General features: G+C 69.1%; 19 protein-coding genes, 1 tRNA gene and 1 other RNA gene. 10 read left to right on the forward strand and 11 right to left on the reverse strand.

Annotation, left to right across the window (positions count from 1 at the left end):
- A partial coding sequence (locus E1294_RS27820; protein ID WP_132513148.1) for a tetratricopeptide repeat protein occupies positions 1-1,189 on the forward strand: 1,189 nt, incomplete at its 5' end.
- Positions 1,190-1,605: 416 nt separating this feature from the next.
- On the opposite strand, the gene E1294_RS27825 is transcribed toward E1294_RS27820, so the two are convergent.
- The 3 genes from E1294_RS27825 to E1294_RS27840 form a co-directional block, all read right to left on the reverse strand.
- On the reverse strand, positions 1,606-2,751 hold the full coding sequence (locus E1294_RS27825; RefSeq protein WP_132513150.1) for an RNA polymerase sigma factor: 1,146 nt from the start codon (positions 2,749-2,751) through the stop codon (positions 1,606-1,608).
- Positions 2,748-3,155 (reverse strand): YciI family protein, encoded by a 408-nt coding sequence (locus tag E1294_RS27830; RefSeq protein ID WP_132513152.1) that lies wholly within the window; start codon positions 3,153-3,155, stop codon positions 2,748-2,750. The genes E1294_RS27825 and E1294_RS27830 overlap by 4 nt, the downstream gene beginning before the upstream one ends.
- Before the next feature lie 405 nt (positions 3,156-3,560).
- On the reverse strand, positions 3,561-4,088 hold the full coding sequence (locus E1294_RS27840; RefSeq protein WP_132513154.1) for a PadR family transcriptional regulator: 528 nt from the start codon (positions 4,086-4,088) through the stop codon (positions 3,561-3,563).
- Between the two features lie 112 nt (positions 4,089-4,200).
- Here E1294_RS27840 and E1294_RS27845 point away from each other — a divergent pair, with 112 nt between their 5' ends.
- Positions 4,201-5,208 carry a serine hydrolase domain-containing protein gene (locus E1294_RS27845; protein ID WP_281284528.1) on the forward strand — a complete coding sequence of 336 codons (1,008 nt, stop codon included), beginning with the start codon at positions 4,201-4,203 and terminating at the stop codon, positions 5,206-5,208.
- Between the two features lie 64 nt (positions 5,209-5,272).
- Positions 5,273-5,839 (forward strand): AfsR/SARP family transcriptional regulator, encoded by a 567-nt coding sequence (locus E1294_RS27850; RefSeq protein ID WP_132513158.1) that lies wholly within the window; start codon positions 5,273-5,275, stop codon positions 5,837-5,839.
- Between the two features lie 133 nt (positions 5,840-5,972).
- Here the strand turns inward: E1294_RS27850 and E1294_RS27855 are convergent, their stop codons facing one another.
- The 6 genes from E1294_RS27855 to E1294_RS27890 form a co-directional block, all read right to left on the reverse strand.
- The gene (locus tag E1294_RS27855; RefSeq protein ID WP_132513160.1) at positions 5,973-7,529 is read right to left on the reverse strand and encodes an ABC transporter permease; all 1,557 of its coding nucleotides are present in this window, start codon (positions 7,527-7,529) and stop codon (positions 5,973-5,975) included.
- Entirely contained in the window at positions 7,526-8,398 is an 873-nt protein-coding gene (locus E1294_RS27860) for an ABC transporter ATP-binding protein (protein ID WP_132513162.1), read from the reverse strand. The genes E1294_RS27855 and E1294_RS27860 overlap by 4 nt, the downstream gene beginning before the upstream one ends.
- Positions 8,391-9,056 (reverse strand): TetR/AcrR family transcriptional regulator, encoded by a 666-nt coding sequence (locus E1294_RS57370; protein WP_132513164.1) that lies wholly within the window; start codon positions 9,054-9,056, stop codon positions 8,391-8,393. Before E1294_RS57370 ends, E1294_RS27860 begins: the two co-directional genes overlap by 8 nt.
- A 1,069-nt stretch (positions 9,057-10,125) precedes the next feature.
- On the reverse strand, positions 10,126-12,039 hold the full coding sequence (locus E1294_RS27875) for an erythromycin esterase family protein (protein WP_132513166.1): 1,914 nt from the start codon (positions 12,037-12,039) through the stop codon (positions 10,126-10,128).
- Positions 12,040-12,062: 23 nt separating this feature from the next.
- On the reverse strand, positions 12,063-12,578 hold the full coding sequence (locus E1294_RS27880; protein ID WP_132513168.1) for a GNAT family N-acetyltransferase: 516 nt from the start codon (positions 12,576-12,578) through the stop codon (positions 12,063-12,065).
- A 421-nt stretch (positions 12,579-12,999) separates the two neighbouring features.
- Positions 13,000-13,084, reverse strand: a tRNA-Ser gene (locus E1294_RS27890).
- A 99-nt stretch (positions 13,085-13,183) separates the two neighbouring features.
- Here E1294_RS27890 and ffs point away from each other — a divergent pair.
- Together ffs and E1294_RS27900 are read left to right on the forward strand one after the other, a co-directional pair.
- An RNA gene (gene ffs / locus E1294_RS27895) (signal recognition particle sRNA small type) lies at positions 13,184-13,279 on the forward strand.
- A 31-nt stretch (positions 13,280-13,310) separates the two neighbouring features.
- On the forward strand, positions 13,311-15,797 hold the full coding sequence (locus E1294_RS27900) for a DNA polymerase III subunit gamma and tau (protein ID WP_132513170.1): 2,487 nt from the start codon (positions 13,311-13,313) through the stop codon (positions 15,795-15,797).
- Positions 15,798-16,133: 336 nt separating this feature from the next.
- On the opposite strand, the gene E1294_RS27905 is transcribed toward E1294_RS27900, so the two are convergent.
- Positions 16,134-17,558 carry a GAF domain-containing protein gene (locus tag E1294_RS27905; RefSeq protein ID WP_132513172.1) on the reverse strand — a complete coding sequence of 475 codons (1,425 nt, stop codon included), beginning with the start codon at positions 17,556-17,558 and terminating at the stop codon, positions 16,134-16,136.
- A 368-nt stretch (positions 17,559-17,926) separates the two neighbouring features.
- Between E1294_RS27905 and E1294_RS27910 the strand changes: the two genes are divergently transcribed.
- The 5 genes from E1294_RS27910 to E1294_RS27930 all read left to right on the forward strand — a co-directional run bounded on the left by E1294_RS27910 (position 17,927) and on the right by E1294_RS27930 (position 21,823).
- Positions 17,927-18,277 (forward strand): YbaB/EbfC family nucleoid-associated protein, encoded by a 351-nt coding sequence (locus tag E1294_RS27910; RefSeq protein WP_171055572.1) that lies wholly within the window; start codon positions 17,927-17,929, stop codon positions 18,275-18,277.
- A 2-nt stretch (positions 18,278-18,279) separates the two neighbouring features.
- The gene (gene recR / locus E1294_RS27915; RefSeq protein WP_132338813.1) at positions 18,280-18,879 is read left to right on the forward strand and encodes a recombination mediator RecR; all 600 of its coding nucleotides are present in this window, start codon (positions 18,280-18,282) and stop codon (positions 18,877-18,879) included.
- Entirely contained in the window at positions 18,872-19,402 is a 531-nt protein-coding gene (locus tag E1294_RS27920; RefSeq protein ID WP_132513174.1) for a DUF5063 domain-containing protein, read from the forward strand. Before recR ends, E1294_RS27920 begins: the two co-directional genes overlap by 8 nt.
- Positions 19,403-19,490: 88 nt before the next feature.
- Positions 19,491-20,765 carry an aspartate kinase gene (locus E1294_RS27925; RefSeq protein WP_132513176.1) on the forward strand — a complete coding sequence of 425 codons (1,275 nt, stop codon included), beginning with the start codon at positions 19,491-19,493 and terminating at the stop codon, positions 20,763-20,765.
- On the forward strand, positions 20,762-21,823 hold the full coding sequence (locus E1294_RS27930) for an aspartate-semialdehyde dehydrogenase (RefSeq protein WP_132513178.1): 1,062 nt from the start codon (positions 20,762-20,764) through the stop codon (positions 21,821-21,823). Before E1294_RS27925 ends, E1294_RS27930 begins: the two co-directional genes overlap by 4 nt.
- Before the next feature lie 55 nt (positions 21,824-21,878).
- Here E1294_RS27930 and E1294_RS27935 read toward each other — a convergent pair whose 3' ends face one another.
- Positions 21,879-22,781, reverse strand: a complete 903-nt coding sequence (locus E1294_RS27935; RefSeq protein ID WP_132513180.1) for a hypothetical protein — start codon at positions 22,779-22,781, stop codon at positions 21,879-21,881.
- Positions 22,782-22,948 lie beyond the last annotated feature (167 nt).

Genomic DNA, 22,948 nt, shown 5'->3' on the forward strand with positions numbered 1-22,948 from the left:
CTCCCACACCCCCGCCGCCACCGCTGCCCTGACCGGCTGGCCGCACCGCCGCGCCGAAGCCGCCCTGGAACGCCTGCAGGACGCCCGCCTTCTCGAACCCGCCGGGCCCGACCGCTACCAGTTCCACGACCTGGTCGGCCTCTATGCCCGCGAACGAGCACACAAGGACCTGTCCGAGGAGGAACGCACCGCCGCCGTACGCCGCGTGCTCCACCACTACCTGACCACCCTCTGGATGGCGGGCACCGTCTTCGACCGCGATGCCATACTGCGATGCCCCGTCGAGTTGCCCGACATCTCCTTCGGGGATCTGGCGGAGGCGGGACGATGGATGCAGGACGAGCGGGACAATCTGCTCGCCGCCGCGCAGCAGGGGCTGGCCGGCCCCGACCCGGCGACTGCCGTCGGCCTGGCCATCGGACTCCACTGGCCCTTCTGCTACCAGGGCTGGCACACGCAACTGGCCGATGTCTACGCGCACGCCATCGAGGTGGCTGATCATATCGGAGCTTGGGAGGACAAGGCCCAGCTCCGCAGCTTTCTCGGCTGGGTCTACCGAGACGAGGGCCGCTACGACGCCGCGATCGCGCAATTGGAGACAGCTCTCGTCGACTGGGACCGTGCTGGCCTGCCTCGGCGGAAGGCCGGGGCGCTCAACAACCTCGGCGTCATCAACACGATCGTGGGCCGTCTCGACGAAGCCCTAGGCCATTTGGAGTCCGCGCTGGAGCTCAACGATGACGCCGAACGCCCCGGGGCCACGGCCACGATCCGCAACAACCGGGTGCACGTCTACTACCGTCAGGGGCGCTTCGACGAGGCGATCGCGGAAGCACGCCAGTTGGTGGAGCCGCGGCCGGAGGGGGGCCCGCTCGCCGATGCGGGCATCGCACATGGTTCTTTGGGTGACGCCTACCGTTATGCCGGTCGGCTGACTGAGGCGGCGGAAAGCTACACGACGGCCGTACGACTGCTCGGCGAGTCGGGATACCGCCTGAAGGAAGCAGTGGCACGCTGGTGGTTCGGCGTCACGCTGCACGGCCTCGAACGGCACGGCGAAGCCCGGAAACAGTGGGAGGAGTCCGTCCGCCTCCTGCGCGACGCCCGCCTGCTCACGCCCCGGGAGGCGACCGAAATCCTCGACCAGGCGGTGCCGGAAACTCCCCAGCCGATCAAGAACATGCTCTGACCCTCACCTCGTGTGGAAGGTCCATGCGCGGTCGGCGATCGACACTGGTCCGGTGACGGGAGGTTGAGGCAGTGGCCCTGATCTCCGTCCAGAAGGCTCTCAAGCGCTCTCAACCTCTGTCAGCGCGTCCGCTCGCTCCTCCATGCTGGTGACTATGACGTCAGCCCCGGCATCGCTCAGACGACCAAGCTTCCCCGGCTGGTTGGCGTAGCCGACGAAAGCAAGGCTGAAGTACCTGGCTGATCACTTGGCTCTCAGCATTGGGCGGCTGCATCAGCACAGGTGGGGGTGCAGCCGCTCTGCGGAGAAAACAACCGTTCCACGACCGACTGCAGAAACCATGGTCGCGATCCCTGTTGGCACGCCGACTGTCCGGACGGCAGGGTGCCGAACGGGCGAGCCGCAAGGCGTGCCACTCAACCGCGGAGCTTCGCGTTGAGCCGGGCCGCTTGTCGGGTGAGGTGGTCGCGTTCGGGGAGGTTGGGCGCTATTCGGCCGGCCTCGGCGTAGAGCCGTGCCGCGGTCACCAGGTCACCGTCACGCTCGTGCAGGTACGCCCCGGCGGCGGTGTGGCGGGGGAGCGAGGGGTCAAGCTCCGCCAGGGCGGCCAGACCGGCCCGGGGGCCGTCGGCCTCGCCGACCGCGACGGCCCGGTTGAGTCGGGCCACCGGGCTGCCGGTGAGACGTACCAGCTCGTCGTACCACTCGACGATCTGCACCCAGTCGGTCTCCTCGGCCGTGCGGGCGTCGGCGTGCAGCGCGGCGATGGCGGCCTGGGCCTGGAACTCGCCCAGCCGGTCGCGGGCGAGAGCGGCCTGCAGCACGTCGACGCCCTCGGCGATCAGGCGGGTGTTCCACAGGCTGCGGTCCTGCTCGGACAGAGGTACGAGCCCGCCGTCGGGGGTGGTCCGTGCCGGGCGCCGCGCGTGGTGGAGCAGCATGAGCGCGAGCAGGCCCGCCACCTCCTCGTGCTTGGTCCTGGCCGCGAGCCGGCGGGTGAGCCGGATCGCCTCGGCGACGAGGTCGACGTCGCCGGAGTAGCCCTCGTTGAAGACGAGGTAGAGCACGCGCAGCACCGTGGCGACGTTCCCGGGCTGGTCGAACCGGACGGAAGAGACGGTCCGCTTGGCCCGGCTGATGCGCTGGGCCATGGTCGCCTCCGGCACGAGGTAGGCCTGCGCGATCTGGCGCGTGGTCAGGCCGCCGACCGCGCGCAGGGTCAGCGCGACGGCCGAGGCCGGCGTCAGGGACGGGTGCGCGCACAGGAAGTACAGCTGGAGCGTGTCGTCCACCATCCCGCCCTGGCCGGGCATGGGCTCGGCCTCGACGAGCACCTCCCGGTGCCGCCGGGAGGTGTCGGCGCGGGCGGCGTCGAGGAACTTGCGCCAGGCCACCGTGACCAGCCAGCCCTTGGGGTCGCGCGGTGGATCGTCCTGCCACACGCGTACGGCCTCGATCAGGGCGTCCTGTACGGCGTCCTCGGCCGCCGCGAAATCGGCTCCGCGGCGGACGAGGATGCTGATCACCGTGGGCACCAGCTCCCGCAGCAGCGACTCGTTCACTCGGTCACCGTGGGCGCTTCGGCCAGGAAGGGGCGCACCTCGAGCCACTCGTGGATCGGCTTCCCACCCGCACCCGGAGCCGCGGACAGTTCGGCGGCCAGCTCCAGCGCCCGCTCGTAACTCTCGACGTCGATCACCATCCAGCCGGCGATCAGGTCCTTCGTCTCCGCGAACGGGCCGTCGGTGACCGGCGGACGCCCCTCGCCGTCGTAGCGGACGAATGTGCCCTCCGGGGAGAGCGCCTGACCGTCGACGAACTCGCCGGTGCTCTCGAGCCGATCGGCGAAGTCCTGCATGTACTGAACGTGGGCCGTGAGCTCCTCCGGCGTCCACTGGTCCATCGGCACGTCGTTGACCGCTGCCGGCGCGCCACGGTAGTGCTTGAGGAGCAGGTACTTGGCCATCGTGTTCTCCTTTGTGCGTACGGCCCATTGTGGCCGGTGTTCACTGCGGGGACGGAGCCGCTCGAGGGTTCTCGACATCCCATCGCGACTTTTTTCTGTGAATTTCAGCAGCTGCGACGTACGCCCCGCTCAGGCACGCCGCGCTCGTCGCGCTGCCGGATCAGCTCCTCGACCGCGCTCGGCAGCGTCGTCGTTCTTCGTCGTGCACATGACGATCTCCGAGCCGTTCCAGGTGAACCCGATCGGGACGTTGCGGGTGTGCCGACACTGGCGAGGTAGGCCAGGCGGGTCAGGTCGCGGGCGAGGTCCCGGCTGGTCGGCCGGCTCAGAACCTCGGTGATCTCGTGCGGTTGCATGGCCGTCCCCCTCTTTGCGCGTACGTGGGCGCCTTCGCCGGACGGCGCGTCAGCGGCTCAGCCGTTCGGCGTGGTCGCGGAACCAGTCGAGCATGAAGCGGCCCGAGGCGATGCCGTAGCTGAGTGCGGCGCGCTGATGGGTGGCGATGTCGCGGTGTTCTTCGGGGATGCTCACGGTGTCGAGGCGTTCGTCGAGGTCAGTGAGGGTGGCGAGTTCGGTCTCGATGCGCGCCATGATGCGGTGCAGGACCGGTACGCGTTCCGAGTGCTCAAGCAGGCCAAGGAAGTAGAGCCTGGCCAGCGCCGCGGTCTCCAGATCGGGCCCGGCGGGTTTCGCCGTCATCCATGTGCGGAACTCCTCGCGGCCGGCGTCGGTGACGCGGTAAAGCTTCCGTCCCCGGCCGCCCTCGATGCTGGCGACCTCGATGAGCCCCCGGGCGAGCAGGCCGTCGAGGGCTCGTTTGATGCTGCCTGAGCTGGCGCTGTAGAAGAGCGCGACTCCGCTTTCGAATGCCTTGATGAGGTCGTAGAAACTCTTCGGGGCGATCAGGAGCAGACCGAGGATCACGTGGGCCATTGGCCGAGTCTAGCCAGTTGTCTCTCATAGACATATCCTTAAGATATGTCTATGAGAGAGAAAGAGCTCGCCATGGTTCCCGCCCGACATCGACGCCCGCCTGACGCGCCTGCTGGAGAATCTCGCCGCCCGGCGCAGCCTTCATCACGTCAACCTCGCCATCGCCAGCGGGGAACAGCGCTGGTCGGGCGCCGTCGGCTTACCAAGCCCCGACACCCCGTTCTTCATCGCCAGCATCACCAAACGGTTCATCATCACGCTGGTCCTGCAGGCCCACGAGCGCAGCGAACTCGCGCTGGACGCGCCGATCACCGCCTACCTGCCGGCGGAGATCGCCGACCGCCTCCACGTACGCAAAGGAATCGACCGGACGGCCGAGATCACCGTGCGCCACCTCGCCTCCCACACCTCCGGTCTCCCCGACTTCTTCGAGCATCGCGGCGAAGGCCCCAGCCTCTTCGATCACCTGGCCGCCGGCGAGGACGTCTCCTGGACCTTCGAAGACGCCATGCGGACAGCCCGGCGGCAAGGCCCCCACTTCGAGCCCCAGGACCTCACCGCCCGCCGCCAGAAGGCCCGCTACTCCGACACCGGCTTCCAGGTGCTCATCCGCATCCTGGAGACGGTGACCGGCCGCCCGTTCGCCGGCCTGCTGGCCGACCGCATCACCGGCCCGCTCGGCCTGACGAGCACCCGGCTCCCGGAACACTCCGTGCCCCTCTACGCCAGACGCCGCCGCGTCGACCTGCCCGGACTGATCAAATCCTCCAACGACCTGATCAGCACCACCGGCGACCTCCTCACCTTCCAGCAGGCCATGCTCAAGGGAAAACTCTTCAAGGACCCGCGCACGGTGGGCCTCCTCACCGAGCGCCGCAACCGCCTGCACAACGTCCTCGTCCTCCGGTACGGCCTGGGCACCATGGTCTTCACCCTCGGCCGCCTGGCGGCACCGAGCCGCCACCCCGTAACCCTCGTAGGCCACTCAGGGGTCACTGGCACGTGGCTCTTCCACTGTCCCGAGCTCGACGTCCACCTGACCGGCACCGTCGACCAGACCGAGGGAAGGGCCATCCCCTTCCGGATCATGGCCCGCTGCCTGAACATCTGGCGAGCGTAGGCAAAGAGTTCCGGAAGATCGCTTACGCTATGCCGACTCCGGCAAGCGAGGGGAGCATCTCCTGATGGCGCTGGAGATCAGTTTCCTCGGCCCGTTGCAGGTCCTGGCCGCTGACGCACCGGTCCGGCTCGTCGGGCATCGACGCATCGGTGTGCTGGCCAGACTCGCCATGAACGCGGGGCAGCCCGTCCACGCCGAGCGGATCCTCACCGACATATGGGGAGACAGCTCCGCGGCGACCGCGGCCAAACAGCTCCATATCGTGATCTCCAAACTACGCCGAGCTCTCGGACCCCACACCGCCGAAGAGATCATCCAGACCGTGCCCGGCGGCTACCGGCTCGTGCTCGTGCCAGACCACATCGACGCCCACCTGCCCCGGAGGAAGGCGGGCGCCAGCCGGAACCAGCGGCCGCCGAGCCTGCGCGGGGTGGTCGTCCCGAGGCTGTCGGGGGCCCGGCGCCGCGAAGTTCCATGTCTCGACGTTCGCCTCGACCGCCGAGACCGGCAGCGACGGCTGACAGCCCGGCACCCGGGGCACGGCGATGACCGCGTCGCGTCGCTAAGGCCCCACCTGGAGGTCGCGCCGGACCGCATTCCGGAGTGGAATGCGGTCCGGTTACGTGCCTAGCGCTTCGATCCCGGCAAGCTCTCCCGCCGGGCGGTGGCCGCCGAAGCCGTCTCGGCCCAGTCTGGCGTGCGGTGGCCACCTGATTCGCCGCAGTCGTCCGCGACGCCCGGGGTTTCCGCCCAACCGGCGTGAGTCACAGGGCCAGATCGCGGCGGCGGACCCCGTACAGGCCCACCACCGTGAAGCCGGCCGCCACCAGGGTGAGCCCGATCAGCGTGCCCGGCCCGGGGTCGGCGAACGCGGACCAATGGACGTGGGCGAGCGGCGAGATCCTGAAGAACGAGTCGCTCACCAGTCCGACCTCCCAACCGAATTCCAGGGTGATGGCGAGCGCGAAGACGGTCCATCCCACGACCGCTCCGGCCCGCCGGAACAGCCCGAAGGCCGCCACGGCGATCCCGGCCATCACCCAGATGGCGGGCAGGATGACCGTGGTGATACCCAAGCTCGCGGCGAAGTCCCCGTTACCGAGGCCCAACGTGAGACCGGCGATCACCAGCGCGACGACGGGTACGGCCACTGCGAACACGAGATTGCCGAGCACCCAGCGCGTCCGGCTGACCGGGCCGGACAGGAAGAGTTCCGTGGCCGCCTGGCCGCGCAGGCGGAGCACTGTCATGATCGCGTACAGGCAGACGGGGTAAAGCGACAGCTTGTACACGAGCATCGTGATGAATACCTCGACGGGATCATCCGTTCTCGACAATCCGGCCCAGAAGTCCAGCGCTCCGCTCTGGCCGAACGATTGCACGGCGCCCTGCCCGCCCAGACCGAACGCCGCACCGACGAGGGCGGTACCGACGATCCACGCCAGCGCCATGACCCGGTTCGTCCGCCACGCCAGCCCGAGTGGTCCGCGCAGGCCGTTCGGCGCATGGGCGGGACCGAGCCGCGGCTGCACGAAGCCGGCACCGATGTCCCGGCGGGCCGACAGCGCGTACGCCACCCCGACCAAGGCCGCGACGAACGCTGTCACCAGCAGGAACACCCACCATTGCTCGCCGCCGAAGGCGCGAGCCCGCAGCAGCCAGCCGTTCGGCACGAGCCAGCCCAGCCATTCCATGCCCGGGCCGCCCATGTCGCTGACGCCTCGGACCATGTACGCCGCGAACCACACGGTGAAGGCCACGGCTCCGGCCACGCGGGCGTTCTGGGTCAGCTGCACGACCACTGCGGCCACCGCGGCCCCGACCCAGCCACCCGACGCGCCCATCAGCCCCCAGGCGAGGGATCCGGCCAGGGGAAGCCCGGTGCTCACGCAGACCACGGTGATCAGCACGGCCAGGACGGCATTGGCGGCCAGCACGACGGTGAGGGCGGCGGTCAGCGGAGCGTGCCGCCCCACGGCGGCCGAGCCGACAAGCTCCCGCCGCCCGCTCTCCTCGTCCGAGCGGGTGTGCTTGACCACGAGGATGACGCTGGCCAGGGCGGCGAAGACCGCGGTGGCGGCGCCCCGCTGCTGAGCGGCGACCGCGCCCAGGCTGTCGCCGTACGCCGGTCCCTGCATCAGCAGGATCACGGGGTTCAGCGAGATCTCATTGGCGTATTGCAGGCGTGCTTCCTGAGTCGGGAGCAGCTGCCGGATGGTGGCCACCGTGGCCGCGACGAAGAGGGTGACCGACAGGACCCACAGCGGCTGCCAGATGCGGTCGCGGCGCAGGATCAGCCGGATCAGTGCTGCCGTATTCATCGGTAGTGCCTCATGAACAGCTCTTCGAGGGTGGGGGGCTGGGCGGTGATGTCGCGGACGCCGTACTCCGCCAGGCGGGCCAGCACGTCGCCGATGTGGTCGGTGTCGGTCTGGAAACGCACGCGACCACCGTCGATGCTGAGGTCGTGGACATGGGGCAGGCCGTCAGCCGGAATCCTGGCGAGTTCGGCCGTGACCGAGGTGCGCGTGAGATGGCGCAGCTGCGCGAGCGTGCCGGCCTCCACGATCCGGCCGTCCCGGATGATGCTCACCCGGTCGCAGAGCGCCTCGACCTCGGCGAGGATGTGGCTGGAGAGCAGGACCGTACGGCCCGCGCGCCGTTCCTCGGCGATGACCTCGCGGAAGACCGCCTCCATCAGCGGGTCGAGACCGGAGGTCGGCTCGTCCAGCAGCAGCAGCTCCACCTCGGAGGCGAGCGCGGCGATCAGCGCGATCTTCTGCCGGTTGCCCTTGGAATAGGTACGGGACTTCCTGCGTGGATCCAGGGCGAAACGTTCGATCAGCTCGTCGCGCCGCTTGGTGTCGGTGCGTCCGCGCAGCCGGCCGAGCAGGTCGATCACCTCGCCGCCGGACAGGCTCGGCCAGAGGGTGACGTCGCCGGGGACGTACGCGAGCCGCCGGTGCAGCTCGACGGCCTCGGCCCAGGGATCGCCGCCCAGCAGCCGGACCTCTCCGCCGTCCTTGCGCAGCAGGCCGAGGAGGATGCGCAGGGTCGTGGTCTTGCCGGCGCCGTTGGGGCCGAGGAAGCCGTGCACCTCTCCTTCCCGTACGGTCATGTCTAAGCCGTCGAGCGCACGGACCCGGCCGAAGTTCTTGACGAGTCCGTGGATGCTGATCACGTCAGTCATGGGTGTCCTCCTTCATGTGGTAGTCGGCGACGGCCTGGCGAACCTGGCTTCCCGGTCCCGAGACAATCCATTCGCCCATGTGCGCGTACACATCGACCATGGCCATGCTGAACCGGGCGAGATTCGTCCTGTGCAGCGTGTCGATGCCGAACCGCCGGGACAGATGCTCGTGGAGCACGATCGTGCCGAGGTGCATCGCCGCCATCACGGCGGCGCGTTCGCGCACCTTCGCCTCTTCCGGGGGGAACTCATCCGGCCAGTTGCCCGTGAGGAACCGCTCGGCGGACTCGGCGCCTTCGTCGAACATCGCCGCCGCTACGGGCGAGCCCTCAACCAGCGCCCGCGCGAGATAGCGGACGCTGAGCTCGCTTGCCTCATACATTCCCCGGATGAATTCGGGGGTGACTTCCGACCCGCCCTGGACGTCGTCCGCAGCACCCAGCATGGTGTCACGGACATGCGCGTCGCAGGCTTCCCTCAGGCCCTCCTTGGAGCCGAAATGATGCTGCACCAGGCCGACCGAGACGCCGGCGGCGTCGGCGACGGCCTTCATCGTCGCGCCCTTGAAACCGCGCTCGGCGAACTCCGCCAAGGCCGCATCCCGGATCCGCGCGCGGGCGGTCAGATCCTCGGGCGGCCGATCGTAGATTGAACGCATAACCCGGACACTATATGAACATATGGTATCCGGCAAACTTATATTGCCCACGTCGTGATCTCCGCGGCCCCGTCAACAGGCCCCTTTCTCCTTGGCGGGCGCACCCGGGGTCGCCTCACGCGAGCGGTGTGTCGAGGAGTCCACAAGACTTCTGCCGCGGTAAACGGCAGATCTACCGCGGCAGACGCCACCGGCCTGCGATGCGGGGGGTTGACGAGCATGCGAACGAAACGTCGCGTGAGCAAGCCGGGCTCAGGTGGCTTCGCGAATCCGTTCGAGGTCGCTCGTGGATCGCGAAGTCCGGGGTGTCAGCATTGCGCGAGTGCTGCGTAGGGCTGCCGCTTGGTGCAGGTCGAGCCTGGCGCCACGCAGCGGGTCACGCCAGGTCTGGAAGGCGGCCACCTCATACACCACGCCCGCGACCCGGCGCCGGCCGGAAGCTCGGCCTGGCGAACACACCGTCCGCTTCCAGGCCGCTGTCACCAACGAAGCGTCGATCTCCTTCCGGTCCGTCCACGGCGAGGCATCCCATATGGCGGGGGACGTCGCGACGAGTTGACGGTCAAGAGCATGGTTGTCGCTCCGGACGTTACGCCGCCGGGAACAATGTGACCTGTCGCACATACGTGCGCCGATTCGGTAGCGGATCGCCAGGTCGAGCACGCACAGGAGGTCATCGTCCGGACGGGAGGGCGCCCGATCAGCGGGAACGGAGACCGTCGAGTGCGACCTCGATGTACCGCCGCCAATCGCCCGCGGCGTTGCGGATGACCGCCGCCAGGCCGCAGATAGTAGGTCGTTGCCGGCCAAGCATGCTGACGACGATTGTCGCCGGAGTTCGCACGTACCCGCGGGCGCGTACGGCCGACGACACAGCCGCCCGCGCCGAGGAAATCCTCACCAGCCTCGGCCAGGCGTCAGCCCAACCACCCGAAGTTGGGCTGCGGGCTGCGCGAGCTACGCGATCCGGCCACCGTCAATGAGGAGGAATGAACGCCGTGAGCGAGCCACGCGGGCCTGGGCGCACTACCGGTCACGGTCCAGGCCGGACGGCGCAGTCATGAGCAGCTCAGCGCTGTACCACGTAGTCGGTGCCGGTCGTGTGCGATACGTGGGCTATGGCGTCGAACGCTGCGAACACCGGCATGTCGAGGAAGTAGTCGGCCATGCGGGACTGCTGGAAGGCTTCCGCGTCTTCGACGTGGGGGCGGGCCGCGCGCAAGTTCGCGACGGTCCAGAGCGCGCCGGTGGGGAACGCCGCTTCGATGCTGTGGTCGGTGGGCGACGGGAGCGGTGCGTCGTACCAGGTGCCCTCTGGGCGCTCCGGAGTCGGTTCGCCCACGGTGGTGGTACGGCCGTGGCTCGAGGTCACGCCAATGGCCCGGTAGTCGTCTCCTAGAGCGGCGGCGAGGTGGGCTCCGGCCGGCAGCAGCAGGCGATCGCCGCCCTCGGCCGCGGGAGTCTTCTGGATGTGCCAGTTGTGCGCGGCCAGCACGACGCGGGTGCCTGCCGCGTCCTCGTCAAGGAGCCGCAGGACAGACTCGGCCATGTAGACATCGCGAAACGTCGATGCGTCCTCGAAGCCCTCCCCGGCGGTGGCGCGATGAAGCTGATCCAGGTACCAGGCCCCACGAAGGTGCCACAGTGCTGTGCCGTGCTCGGCCTCGTGGCCCCGGCTCCGCTGCACGCAGGTCAGTCGCTGCATCCGGGCCGTCAACTGGCTCAGCGCACTGGTCAGCGTGTCCCGCTCGCCGGGGCCGACCTCCTGGTAGCGGCCAAATGCCTGCATGGTGACCGGGTCGTGGAAGCTCCGTGCCACCTCGGCGGCTGCCTCCAGGGCGGGGAGCGCGTCGGGACAAGCCCACTTCAGGTAGCCGGCAAGCGCTTCGAGCGCGGGCAGGGGCGATCCGAAGGCGCCGGGCAGGTCGGTTCCGACACATCTGAGCAACGGTCCTTCGGGCTGCTCGTTCCGTTGCCGTATCCAGGTCAGCACCTCGTGCATCTGCTGGCATTGCCCCAGGGACATGGCAATGCCGGTCTGGGCGACCTGTTCCACTGTCCCGGGGCCGCCCCGCACCCACTCCTCCAGGAGTTGCCCTTGAGTGAAGGGGGCCTCCAGGGCGTACACCTGGAAACCGCAACGTTCGACAAGGAAGCGCAGGATGCGATGGCGCACCTGGTAGAACTCCCGAATGTGGTGGGAGCTTTCTCCCAACGCCACCACCCGGGCGTCGCCCACAACGTCCCGGAGCGGTTCGAGATCATCCAAGGGAGCCGCAAAGTCCAGGCTGTCGAGAGCAGTCCCGTGATCACGTATCCAGCTCGCCATATTCCGCCGGCCGGTCAATCTCTTGCCTCCATGCCGTCGTGGCCGGGACATGCGCGTGCGCACCTCCACGTCCTGTGGTCGAAAGATCCTTTCACGGCATGTAACGGTGATCATCGTCCACTGGGAGGGGGTTTCGGCTACGCCGTACGGAGCAGTCGCGTCTTGGGCTACCGCGCTGGTCCTACGGTCGGCCACCTGGCATACCTCTTGCCGGCAATCGTTGGCTCCCCGACGACCTGGCAGACGTAGCGCTCGGAGCGTGCAGGGCGACGGGGCCTGTTCGCCAATGCTGACTTTTGATCTTGCCAACGGCCTGTCCCGCATGCCCGGCTCCTGCCCCGGCTTCACCCCCACTTCGCGTGGGGACCGATGGCCACGCTTGACGGTGACAGCCTGGCGTACTTGGGTGTCCGGGAAGGCGAGGACGAGCAGAGCCGGTTGTGAGAACTCGGCGTCATCGGCCACGGCCCACGCGGCGCCTCCCTCGCCGACCAGGTCGTCACCGGGATCGCCGACTGGCATCAGGGCTTGGGCCACAACGGGCCCGAGCCGAGCTTCCGCATGGCCGTAGGCGATGCCCGCGACCAGCTGACGGCCGCCGACCCGCGCTTCATCATCGACAAGCCCAACACCCGGCCGCACCAGGTCAGCCACGAGAAAGTTGCCGATCGAGCGTTTCAGCGGCCAGGAACGGCTCGCTCAAACTCAACCAGGGCCAGCGGGGGACCTTCGTCGAATTCGTGGTCGTGGGTCCTGCCGGTCTCGGCGAAGCCATTCTTGGCGTAGAAGCGGCGCGCTTGGGCGGAGTCCTGGAGCGTCCACAGATGCACGTCGTCGTACCCGGCGTCTCGCACTCGTTCCAAGACGGCCGTCAACAGGACCATCGCGATGCCGCTGCCCCAGACGTCCGGGTGGGCGAAGAGGGTATGGATCTCCGCGAGGCCGGGGCGGGAAGTGGAGGCCCCGAATCGGGCGAAGGCCCCCGGCTGCTCGTTCAAGCGCGCCAGCAGGATCGTGTCCACGCCCTCGGCCAGAACGCCGTTCCACTTGGTGCGCCGCTCCTCGATCCCCGCCGCGGCGACCTTCGGCGTGCAGAACGGCCCGTGCGAGACGCCCCAGGACAGAGCGTGGATCTCGCCGAGAATGTTCCCGTCACCGGGTTCCGCAGGGTGGACCGTGATCTCATCAGGCATGGCGTCGACAAGCCTGTTCGAGTAGGGTTCGGCTTCATGAGCGCAGGGTCCGCCGCTACTCGCGCCGAGACGTGCTGCACGAGGCCGCCGACTCTCTCACGATCCAGGAAGGCCGTTACGGCGGATGCTGGCCTACGGGACGGTCGTCTGCACGACGCTCGTCACACGGCCGCCACGGTGTTGCTCATCCTCGGCGTACCCGAGCGCATGGTCATTACCATCATGGGTGGTCCGGCTCGGGGATGGCGGCGCGGTATCAGCACGTAACAGACGGCATCCGGCAAACCGTGGCCAAGCAAGTCGGCGGTCTCATCTGGGAGGCAGGAAGAGGCCCTGGACAGGTCAACTGAGACCCGACATAGCGAAGGGGGCCGACTTGGATGGGGTCGGCCCCCTTCGCGTTTACTGCCTCAACCAGGCGCGGAGGATGGGGGATTTGAACCCCCGAAAGGTTGCCCTTTACACGCTTTCCAAGCGTGCGCCCTCGGCCACTAGGCGAATCCTCCGCGGACGAGCTTACCTGACTCCGAGGAGTACGGAGACCACGTTTTTCTCCGAGTCTGCGGGGGATGGAGCGAGCACTGCGGCATGCGGCTAGACTGTCAACGGACCCCTCGCGCGGCGTCATCCTGTGAACCTCCCCAGGGCCGGAAGGCAGCAAGGATAAGCGGGCTCTGGCGGGTGTGCGGGGGGTCTCTTCGTTGGGAGCCCCCTCGCAGGCGGGATGGTCGCATGAGCCTTGCGCTTTACCGCAAGTACCGACCCGGGACCTTCGCCGAGGTCAAGGGTCAGGAACACGTCACAGATCCGCTGCGGCAGGCCCTGCGTACGGGCCGGATCAACCACGCCTACCTGTTCAGCGGCCCTCGTGGATGCGGTAAGACCTCCAGCGCCCGCATCCTGGCGCGCTCTCTCAACTGCGAGCAGGGTCCGACGCCCGATCCCTGCGGCGCCTGCGAGTCGTGTGTCGCGCTCGCCCCCACGGGCCCGGGCCACCTCGACGTCATCGAGATCGACGCCGCTTCGCACGGTGGTGTCGACGACGCGCGCGACCTGCGTGAACGGGCGTTCTTCGCCCCCGTTTCCGCGCGCTACAAGATCTACATCATCGACGAGGCGCACATGGTGACCCGCGAGGGGTTCAATGCGCTGCTCAAGCTCGTCGAGGAGCCTCCGCCGCACCTGAAGTTCATCTTCGCGACGACCGAGCCGGAAAAGGTCATCGGGACGATCAAGTCGCGCACGCACCACTATCCGTTCCGGCTGATGCCGCCCGCGACGTTGCGCGCGCTGCTGGAGGAGATTCTCACCTCGGAGAACGTGCCCTTCGAGCCGACCGCGCTGCCGCTGGTCGTCAGGGCGGGAGCCGGGTCCGCGCGTGACTCGCTCTCGATCCTCGACCAGCTCCTCGCCGGAGCCGACGACGACGGCATCACCTACGCCAAGGCCGTCTCCCTGCTCGGCTACACCGACGGCGACCTGCTCGACGAGGTCGTCAACGCGTTCGCGGCCCGTGACGGCGGTCAGGTGTTCCACACGGTCAACCGGGTCATCGAGGGCGGCCACGATCCGCGCCGCTTCGCCTCTGACCTGCTCGAACGTTTCCGCGACCTGGTGATTCTGGCCAACGTTCCCGAGGCGGCGTCGAGCGGGTTGCTCGACCGGCCGGCCGACGAGCTGGAGCGTCTCGTCCAGCAGGCCGCCTCGATGGGGCCGGCCGAGCTCACGCGCGCCGCCGAGGTGTTCAACGCCGGTCTCACCGAGATGCGTGGCGCCACCTCGCCGCGCCTGCTGCTGGAGCTGATGTGCGCGCGGGTCCTGCTGCCTGGCGCGGCGCAGGGCGAGGAGGCGCTGCTCGCCCGGCTCGAACGCCTCGAACGCGGTGGCGCGGTCGCCCAGATGGCCGCCCGAGCCGCCTCGGGTCCGCCGGCGGGTTCCGGCGCGTCCGCGGGTTCCGGTGGTTCCGGTACGTCTGCGGGTTCCGGCATGCCGGCGGGTTCCGGTGGTTCCGGTACGTCCGCGGGTCCTGTCACGCCGGTGGGTCCCGGTGCCCTCGGTGTCCCCGAGGTCCCGGGGGACGGTCGGGTCGCTGCTTCGCCGGGCGGTACAGAGGTGGCTCAGCCATCCGCCCCCTCACCGAACGCCGGGGACGACTGGCCCACACCCGCTCGTCCCGGTACGGGTGGAGGGCAGCAGGCCGGTCCTCAGGCGGAGAGCGCCCCTCCGGCAGGCGGTGGCGTCGCCCAGCCGTCAGCCGGTGTCGGGGACGGCTCCCAGGGCGCTCCGGCCTCTGGCGGCTCCCAGGGGGCTCCCGTCGCAGGGGGACCGGGCGCGATCCAGGCGCAGTGGCCCACCGTACTGGCCGCTCTCAAGCAGCGCAGCATCGTCGTCTGGGCCAACGTGAGCACCAACGCCCAGGTGGTCGGCGTGGAGGGCAACCTGGTGACGCTCGGCTTCACCCAGGTCGGTGCGATGAAAAACTTCACGGGCGGCGGCAAGGACGCCGTCGTGGCTGCCGCGCTCGGCGACGTGCTCGGTGGCACGTGGCGGGTCGAGGCGGTCGTCGGCGGGTCTCCTGCCCCGTCCGCCCCGCGCGGTCCCGTACGCCCGCAGCAGCCCTCTCATGGCGGTGGCCAGGGGCCGACCGCTCCGCAGGGAGCGCCGGCCGCACCTGCCGCGTCCCACGGCACGCCGGGCTCCCAGGGCCGTACGGCATCACACGGCACCTCCCACGGCTCGTCCAACGGCGCCTCCCACGACGACCAGGGAGCCTCGGCGCAGGATCCCGGCCAACCTCCGGCCGCCCCCTCGTCCGCCCTTCCCGGCCCCCCGACCACCGACGAGTCGTGGCCGGACGCCCCTGACGACCTCGGCCCAGGCGCACCTCCGTCCCCCGACCCCACCCGTACGGTCGCAGCCGCCGAGCAGGCGGGATCACCCGGTGGTGGAGCGGCAGGCACCGGTCTGGCCGCCGCTCGGTCGGCGGCCAAGGCAGCCGCGCAGGCCGGTCCTCGCGTCCCTTCTCCCCGCGGCGGCGCCGCTTCACGTGGCGGTGCCGCGGCGTGGCCGGACGCGATCCCCGGCCGCTCCAAGGGCCCGGACGCCGACGAGGTCGACCCGCTCAACGACGCGGACGCCGATGTGGACGTGGTCTCGGGCATGGCGCTGCTGAAGCGCGAGCTCGGCGCCCAGGTGATCGGTGAGATCGACCACACCTGACCGCGACCTGACGCCTCTGACCGCGCCAACCGCGACTAAATGCCTGTCCGCTTTTGTCCGCGCCGCTCCAACACGCCCATGCCTGCCCGCTCCTGTCCGCGACGGGCAAACCCGCCCGTGCCTGTCCGTGCCGGTTCAAGCCCGCCCATGCCTGGCAGCGCTGATGGCGTTCGGCGGCTTGCGGTTGCGGGTGGAGGCAGGGCAGGCGCTGGGGAGCGGGTGAACGCACGGCACAAGGTGGGTGCCAAGTTCGGTCGCAGGCCGTCGGGGGAACCGCGGGTGCGGGCTGTTCGGAAGGGCCGGGGGTACGGGCCGTACAAGCGCCGGAACGCAGGATCAGAGGAGGAGACGGGTGCGGGCGGCGGCGGAGCGGGAGTCGGTGGGCGGCAGGGCGGCGAGGCGTTCGAGCACTTCGTAGTCTTCGCGCCCGTTGCAGGTCTGCGCGTACGCCCAAAGATCGCTGGATGTGCCGCGCCGCAGCAGGCAGGCCCGCACCTGGGCCTCCAGCTCGTCGCGTTCCCTGCGGATCTCCGGCGACTCGGACCGCAGCAGCAGGGGGCCGCTGTAGGCGCTGGCCAGCGAGGCCGGGTCGCCCGCGGCGAGGTGGCGGCGCAGCTCCAGGAAGTCGGCCTCGATCGGGCAGGTCAGCCGGTACGGCTTGGCCGCGATCGCGTTCCCGAACTGGGCGCGCAGCCGGTGGATCTCCGCCCTGATCGTCACGGGATTGCCGTCGTCGCCGTAGAGCAGGAACGACAGTTGCCCGGCCGTCAGCCCGTGGGGGTGGAGGGCCAGGAGGGCGAGGAGTTCGGCGTGCCGGAGCGACAGGGTTTGTTCGCGGTCGCCGAAGGTGGCCGTGGGTGTGCCTTCGCCGAGGAACGTCATGGTCAGGGTCGGCGGCGTGGTGGCCGGCGAGGGGCGCAGGAGGAAGCCGCTCGAGAAGGGTTCGATCAGGGCGACGGAGCCGTCCCTGAGGAGCATGCGCTGGGCCTGGTTGCCGAGGGGGACACGCTCGCCCAGGCAGCCCGACGGGTCGCCGGAGATGACGCGGCCGGTGGACGACAGCAGGATGCCTGGCCGCCCGCGCAGTGCTTCATAGCGGCGCCGGAGGCGTTCGTCGCGTTCGTGCATGCGCAGGGCGAGCTGGGATTCGGCGAGCTTGGCGGTGGCGGCGACCAGGGCGACGGTGGCGGGGTGGAGGCTGCGGGCGGTGCCGCTGACGTCGACGCAGCCGAGGACCTGGCCGGAATCGGGGTCGCTGATCGGGGCGGCGCTGCATGACCAGACGTGGAGCACGCGCATGAGGTGCTCCTCGGAGTAGACGTGCATGGGCCGTCGGATCGCGAGGGCGGTGCCGATGCCGTTGGTGCCGACGTTGTGCTCGGCCCACTGGTGGCCGTCGGCGAGGCCGATCTGGTCGGCGCGGCGGATGATCGCCTGGTTGCCTTCCCGCCACAGAACGCGCCCGCTGTCGTCGGTGACGACCATCATGTGGTCGATCTCGTCGGCAAGGGTGGACAGGGTCTGGACGAGGAGGGGGAGCAGGGGCCGCAGCGGGTGGGCCTGGCGGACGTCCTCGATGTGGGAGGGGTCTAAGACGGAGGGCGCGCTCGTCTTCTCCTGGTGGATGTCGGCTTCGAGGGAGCGACGCCACGATGCCGTGATCAGACGGCGTGGAGAATCCGGCCAGGGCTCGCCGGTCGCCACGGCTTCGTGCGCCCCGCGTAGAGCGCGGGAGTAGTCGTCGAGATGGGCGTAACTCATCGGTCACTCCAAGTAGTCAGCTCGACTATCCGTCTTGGGGGGCTTTCGCGCAACCCGTTCGTGAGGATTGCACAGAGTGATCAGATAGACGCAACCTGTGCGCAACGTTCGCCCCGTTAGCGTTCCTGACCAACGCGTCGGTTCGCCGGCGTGAGGCCGGGTCTTGGACGCTGGAGGGGGGTCTGAGACCCGGCCGGACACCTCCGAGAAGTCGATGAACACCCGGCCGGGAACACGCCGGACAGCGACCGGATCATACGGGCAGAGGCCCTGGGACGAAACATGGGGACGCCACCAGTACATGACGCCGCCCAAACACCGTAGGCTCGTGGCAGTCAAGAACGCGGAGCCACGAGGAGCGCACGACGGTGAACCCAGGGGATGTCAACCTGCAGCAGCTGCTGGAGCAGGCACAGCTCATGCAGCAGCAGCTTGTGAGCGCCCAGCAGGAGCTCAACGATGCGCAGATCGAGGGCTCAGCAGGCGGCGGCATGGTCACCGCCGTCGTCAACGGCTCGGGCGAGCTGCTCGAACTCAAGATCGACCCGAGCGTGATCGACGCCGGCGACGCGCAGGACACCGCTGACACGATCGCCGACCTGGTGATCGCAGCCGTCCGCGACGCCGTGCGCGCGGCCGCCGATCTGCAGCAGGAAAAGCTCGGCCCGCTCGCCCAGGGGCTGGGCGGGGGCGGCCTCGGACAGTTGCCAGGGTTCTAGGCATGTACGAAGGGGTCGTCCAGAATCTGATCGACGAGCTGGGGCTGCTGCCCGGCGTCGGTCCCAAGAGCGCGCAACGGATCGCGTTCCACCTGCTGGCGGCCGACCCAGCCGATGTCAAACGGCTGGCACACGCGTTGCTGGAGGTCAAGGAGAAGGTCCGTTTCTGCCGCACGTGCGGAAACGTGGCCTCAGAGGAGGAGTGCCGCATCTGCCGCGACGCGCGCCGCGACACGCACGTGATCTGCGTGGTCGAGGAGTCCAAGGACGTCGTGGCGATCGAGAAGACGCGCGAGTTCCGCGGCACCTACCACGTGCTCGGCGGCGCGATCAGCCCGATCGACGGTGTCGGCCCCGACGACCTGCGCATTCGTGAGCTCATGACACGCCTGGCCGACGGCCGCGTCACGGAGCTCATCCTCGCCACCGACCCCAACTTGGAGGGGGAGGCGACGGCGACCTACCTCGCCCGTCTGGTCAAGCCGATGGGTGTGAAAGTGACACGACTGGCCAGCGGTCTGCCTGTGGGCGGTGACCTCGAATATGCCGACGAGGTCACCTTGGGCCGCGCGTTCGAAGGACGGAGGCTGCTGGATGTCTGACGAGTGGAGCACGCTGGCGGAAGAGATCTCCGGGCACGCACAAGACTACGTCGACGGGCTGACGAGGGTCGCGGGCGGCGAGGGCGGCGACGCCATCTGGTCGCTGTTGCTGGTGGAGGTCGCCCAGGTGAGCCTTGCGGGCGCCAAGCTCGGCGCCAACCGTGACGTGATCCTGGCCGGCAACTACGAGCCGCCGATGAGCGAGGACCCCGACATCGACGGCGTGCGCACGGCGCTGGCCGAGCGGCTCGAGGCGGTCGACGACTACGCCGAGGTGTTCGACCCGTACAAGGACACGGTGGTCACCCCCTACCGGCTGTCCGACGATCTGACCGCGGTCGCCGCCGACCTCATCCACGGGCTGCGCCACTATCACGCGGGCCGCCCGCACGAGGCGCTCTGGTGGTGGCAATATTCCTATTTCAACACCTGGGGCAACCACGCGGGGGCCGCCATGCGGGCGCTGCAGGCCCTCGCCGCGCACTCGCGGCTCGACGTGGCCGAGGAGACCACCGCGGTCTGAAGAGCATCCACATAGTGGCATGGCCCATCGGGCGCATGAGACGGCCCCAGTAGACTGGCAGCTCACAGTCCAGACCGGGAGACTTCTTGTGGCCCTCGTTGTGCAAAAGTACGGTGGTTCGTCCGTCGCCGACGCGTCCTGCATCAAGCGGGTCGCGCAACGGATCGTCGCGACGAAAAAAGCCGGCAACGACGTGGCCGTGATCGTCTCCGCGATGGGCGACACGACTGACGAGCTGCTCGATCTGGCCGAGCAGGTGTCGCCGCTGCCTCCGGGCCGCGAGCTCGACATGCTGCTGACCTCGGGCGAGCGCATCTCGATGGCCCTGCTGGCGATGGCGATCGCCAACCTCGGCCACGAGGCCCGCTCGTTCACCGGCTCGCAGGCGGGCCTGATCACCAATTCAGCGCACGGCAAGGCGCGCATCATCGACGTGACGCCGAGCCGCATCAGTGAGGCGATCGACCAGGGCCACATCGCGATCGTGGCGGGCTTCCAGGGTGTCTCGCAGGACACGAAGGACATCACCACGCTGGGCCGCGGCGGCTCCGACACCACGGCGGTGGCGCTGGCGGCGGCGCTCGAGGCCGACGTGTGCGAGATCTACACCGACGTCGACGGCGTCTACACCGCCGATCCACGCATCGTGCCCGCGGCGCGGCAGATCCCCCGCATCTCCTACGACGAGATGATGGAGATGGCCGCCTGCGGGGCGAAGATCCTGCACCTCCGCTGCGTCGAGTATGCTCGCCGCTTCAGCCTGCCGATTCACGTACGCAGCTCGTTCAGCACCAAGGAAGGCACGTGGGTCGTCTCCGACCCTTACACCGAAGGAACCGAGATGGAGCAGCCGATCATCTCCGGCGTCGCGCACGACCGGAGCGAGGCCAAGATCACTGTTGTCGGGGTGCCCGACAAGGTCGGCGAGGCTGCCTCGATCTTCAAAACGCTGGCCGACGCCGAGATCAACATCGACATGATCGTGCAGAACGTCTCGGCCGCGGCCACCGGTCGCACCGACATCTCCTTCACGCTGCCCACGGCCGACAGCCAGGCCGCGCTGACGGCGCTGAAGAAGATCCAGGAGCGGATCGGTTACGAGTCGCTGCTCTTCGACGACCAGATCGGGAAGGTGTCGCTGATCGGAGCGGGCATGCGCTCGCACCCCGGCGTCACGGCGACGTTCTTCGCGGCCCTCGCCGACGCGGGGGTCAACATCGAGATGATCTCCACGTCGGAGATCCGCATCTCTGTGGTGGTCGGGCAGGACGGTGTCGACGCGGCCGTGGCGGCCGCCCACCGTGCCTTCGAGCTCGACGCCGACCAGGTCGAAGCCGTGGTGTATGGAGGAACCGGACGATGAGCAACAGGCCCAACCTGGCCCTGATCGGCGCGACCGGCGCCGTGGGCACCGTGATGCGCGACATCGTGTCGACGCGTGAGGACATCTGGGGCGAGATCCGTCTCGTCGCCTCGCCCCGTTCGGCGGGCAAGGTCCTGCGCGTACGCGGCGAGGACGTCGTGGTCCAGGCGCTCGCGCCCGAGGTCTTCGACGGCATCGACGTGGCCATCTTCGACGTGCCCGACGAGGTGTCGGCCGAGTGGGTGCCGATCGCGGCCGCGCGCGGCCCGGTGGTGATCGACAAGTCGGGCACGTTCCGCATGGAGCGCGACGTGCCGCTGGTGGTGCCCGAGGTCAACCCGCTCGACGCGCGCAACCGGCCGCGCAACATCATCTCCACGCCCAACTGCACGACGTTGTCGATGATGGCGGCCATGGGCGCGCTGCACGCCGAGTTCACGCTCACCGAGCTGGTCGTCGCCTCCTACCAGGCGGTGTCTGGCGCCGGCGTGGCCGGTTCCGGGCGGCTCTACGACGAGGTCGAGGCCGTGGCGGGCGACCGCAGTCTCGGTCAGGTGGCTGGCGACGTGCGCAGGGTGCTGGCCGACAAGCTGCCCGGCGAGTCGCCGTTCCCGGCGCCGATCGCGTTCAACGTGGTTCCGTGGGCCGGCTCCTACAAGGACGGCGGCTGGGCCTCCGAGGAGCTCAAGCTCCGCAACGAGTCCCGCAAGATCCTCGGCATCCCCGGCCTCAAGGTCTCCGCGACCTGCGTGCGCGTCCCCGTGGTCACGACTCACTCGCTGGCCGTGCACGCGCGGTTCGAGCGCGAGATCACGGTGGCCGACGCGCATCGGGTGCTGGAGGCGGCGCCGACGGTGGTCCTCATGGACGACCCGGCCAACGGGGTGTTCCCGACGCCGCTCGACGTGGTGGGCAACGATCCGACCTACGTCGGCCGTGTCCGCCAGGCGGTCGACTTCCCCAACACGCTCGACCTGTTCGTGTGCGGCGACAACCTGCGCAAGGGGGCGGCGCTGAACGCGGCGGAGATCGCCGAGCTGGTCGCATCCGAGAAGTGACCGGGTGATGTGGTGTGACGCCGTGGGTGCCGCACGGCGTCCTGCGCAGGGCATGTCACTGGAAGAGGATGTCCCAGTGGTCGCCTTCGTCGGCGAAGACGGTGCCTGATCCGGATCGGTAGAGCCGGGCGCCGTCGCTGCGGGCTCCGGCGCGGTCACTGATCTTCTTGATGTGCCGGTCGATGCAGGAATTGTGTGAAATATCCAGCTTGTAGCCGTTGCCGTGGCTGTACTGGCCCGGTGCGTGGCCGGTCTCCGTGCCACCCGTCACCATGATCGGGCAGCCGCTCTCGCGCTTCAGCTGGATGATGCCGGCAACGGTCCCGGCGCGCACGGAGTCGAACGAGGTGCAGTGGCGCCGGTGCTTGCTCGTGCAGTTGCCGGTCGACGTCGTACGCAGGCCCGAGCTCCGCAGCCAGCCGGCGGCGGTGGCGTGGGTCATCTGCGCGGCCGCCTGCCGGGGCATCACGCGCGCCAGGTCCACGCTGGCGCGCTTGTGAGCCTTGTGCCGCCGTGTGTGGCCCTTCTTGGCCGCCTTGGTGCGTTTTCGCGCCTTGGCGGCCTGTGGCTGGCGTTCCGCGGGCGACAGGTTCGCTCGCGGCTGGGCCGGCCACGGCTGCGCGTGCGTCGTGTCCGGCACCTGCCTGCCTTCCGTGAGCCACCGCAGGTCGTCCATCGGCCAGTTCCGCAGGGCCGCCAGATCGTCACGGTTCATCATGAGGTGCTCGCGCGCCGAGGGCGCGGCGGGGAGCGGCCTGGTCTCCGAGGCGCTGGACTGCGCCTCCGCCATGGCCGCCCGCAGCGGTTGCGGGAGGGGATCCTCCCACCCTCCGGGCCCGGCCTCGTTGGGGCCGCTCCCTGTCCGCTCCCCATCGGGGTGGGTGGCGGCGGAGGCGGCCGAGGCCAGCGCGATGATGGTGATCTCTATGCCGAGGAGCGCGACTACGATGAGGCGCACTGTTCCACGTATCCACATGTCGATGCCTTTTCGCGGAAATAGCCCTTCCGCCTGAAACGACAATCCCACCATTCACAGGAGATAACTCATGCCGCGGATGCAACTTTGCCTTGGATCGGCGATCACCGTGCGGCTCCATGACCTAACCAGGTTTCCCGACGTACAGT

Source organism: Nonomuraea diastatica (assembly GCF_004349015.1).
Taxonomy (GTDB): domain Bacteria; phylum Actinomycetota; class Actinomycetes; order Streptosporangiales; family Streptosporangiaceae; genus Nonomuraea; species Nonomuraea diastatica.

What these genes read in the sequence shown, in the direction of transcription:
- recR (WP_132338813.1), top strand. Translation starts at nt 18,280, where the DNA reads ATGTACGAAGGGGTCGTCCAGAATCTGATCGACGAGCTGGGGCTGCTG.
- E1294_RS27840 (WP_132513154.1), bottom strand. Translation starts at nt 4,088, where the DNA reads ATGGCCCACGTGATCCTCGGTCTGCTCCTGATCGCCCCGAAGAGTTTC.
- E1294_RS27930 (WP_132513178.1), top strand. Translation starts at nt 20,762, where the DNA reads ATGAGCAACAGGCCCAACCTGGCCCTGATCGGCGCGACCGGCGCCGTG.
- E1294_RS57370 (WP_132513164.1), bottom strand. Translation starts at nt 9,056, where the DNA reads ATGCGTTCAATCTACGATCGGCCGCCCGAGGATCTGACCGCCCGCGCG.
- E1294_RS27905 (WP_132513172.1), bottom strand. Translation starts at nt 17,558, where the DNA reads ATGAGTTACGCCCATCTCGACGACTACTCCCGCGCTCTACGCGGGGCG.
- E1294_RS27860 (WP_132513162.1), bottom strand. Translation starts at nt 8,398, where the DNA reads ATGACTGACGTGATCAGCATCCACGGACTCGTCAAGAACTTCGGCCGG.
- E1294_RS27920 (WP_132513174.1), top strand. Translation starts at nt 18,872, where the DNA reads ATGTCTGACGAGTGGAGCACGCTGGCGGAAGAGATCTCCGGGCACGCA.
- E1294_RS27855 (WP_132513160.1), bottom strand. Translation starts at nt 7,529, where the DNA reads ATGAATACGGCAGCACTGATCCGGCTGATCCTGCGCCGCGACCGCATC.
- E1294_RS27880 (WP_132513168.1), bottom strand. Translation starts at nt 12,578, where the DNA reads ATGCCTGATGAGATCACGGTCCACCCTGCGGAACCCGGTGACGGGAAC.
- E1294_RS27900 (WP_132513170.1), top strand. Translation starts at nt 13,311, where the DNA reads ATGAGCCTTGCGCTTTACCGCAAGTACCGACCCGGGACCTTCGCCGAG.
- E1294_RS27850 (WP_132513158.1), top strand. Translation starts at nt 5,273, where the DNA reads ATGGCGCTGGAGATCAGTTTCCTCGGCCCGTTGCAGGTCCTGGCCGCT.
- E1294_RS27830 (WP_132513152.1), bottom strand. Translation starts at nt 3,155, where the DNA reads ATGGCCAAGTACCTGCTCCTCAAGCACTACCGTGGCGCGCCGGCAGCG.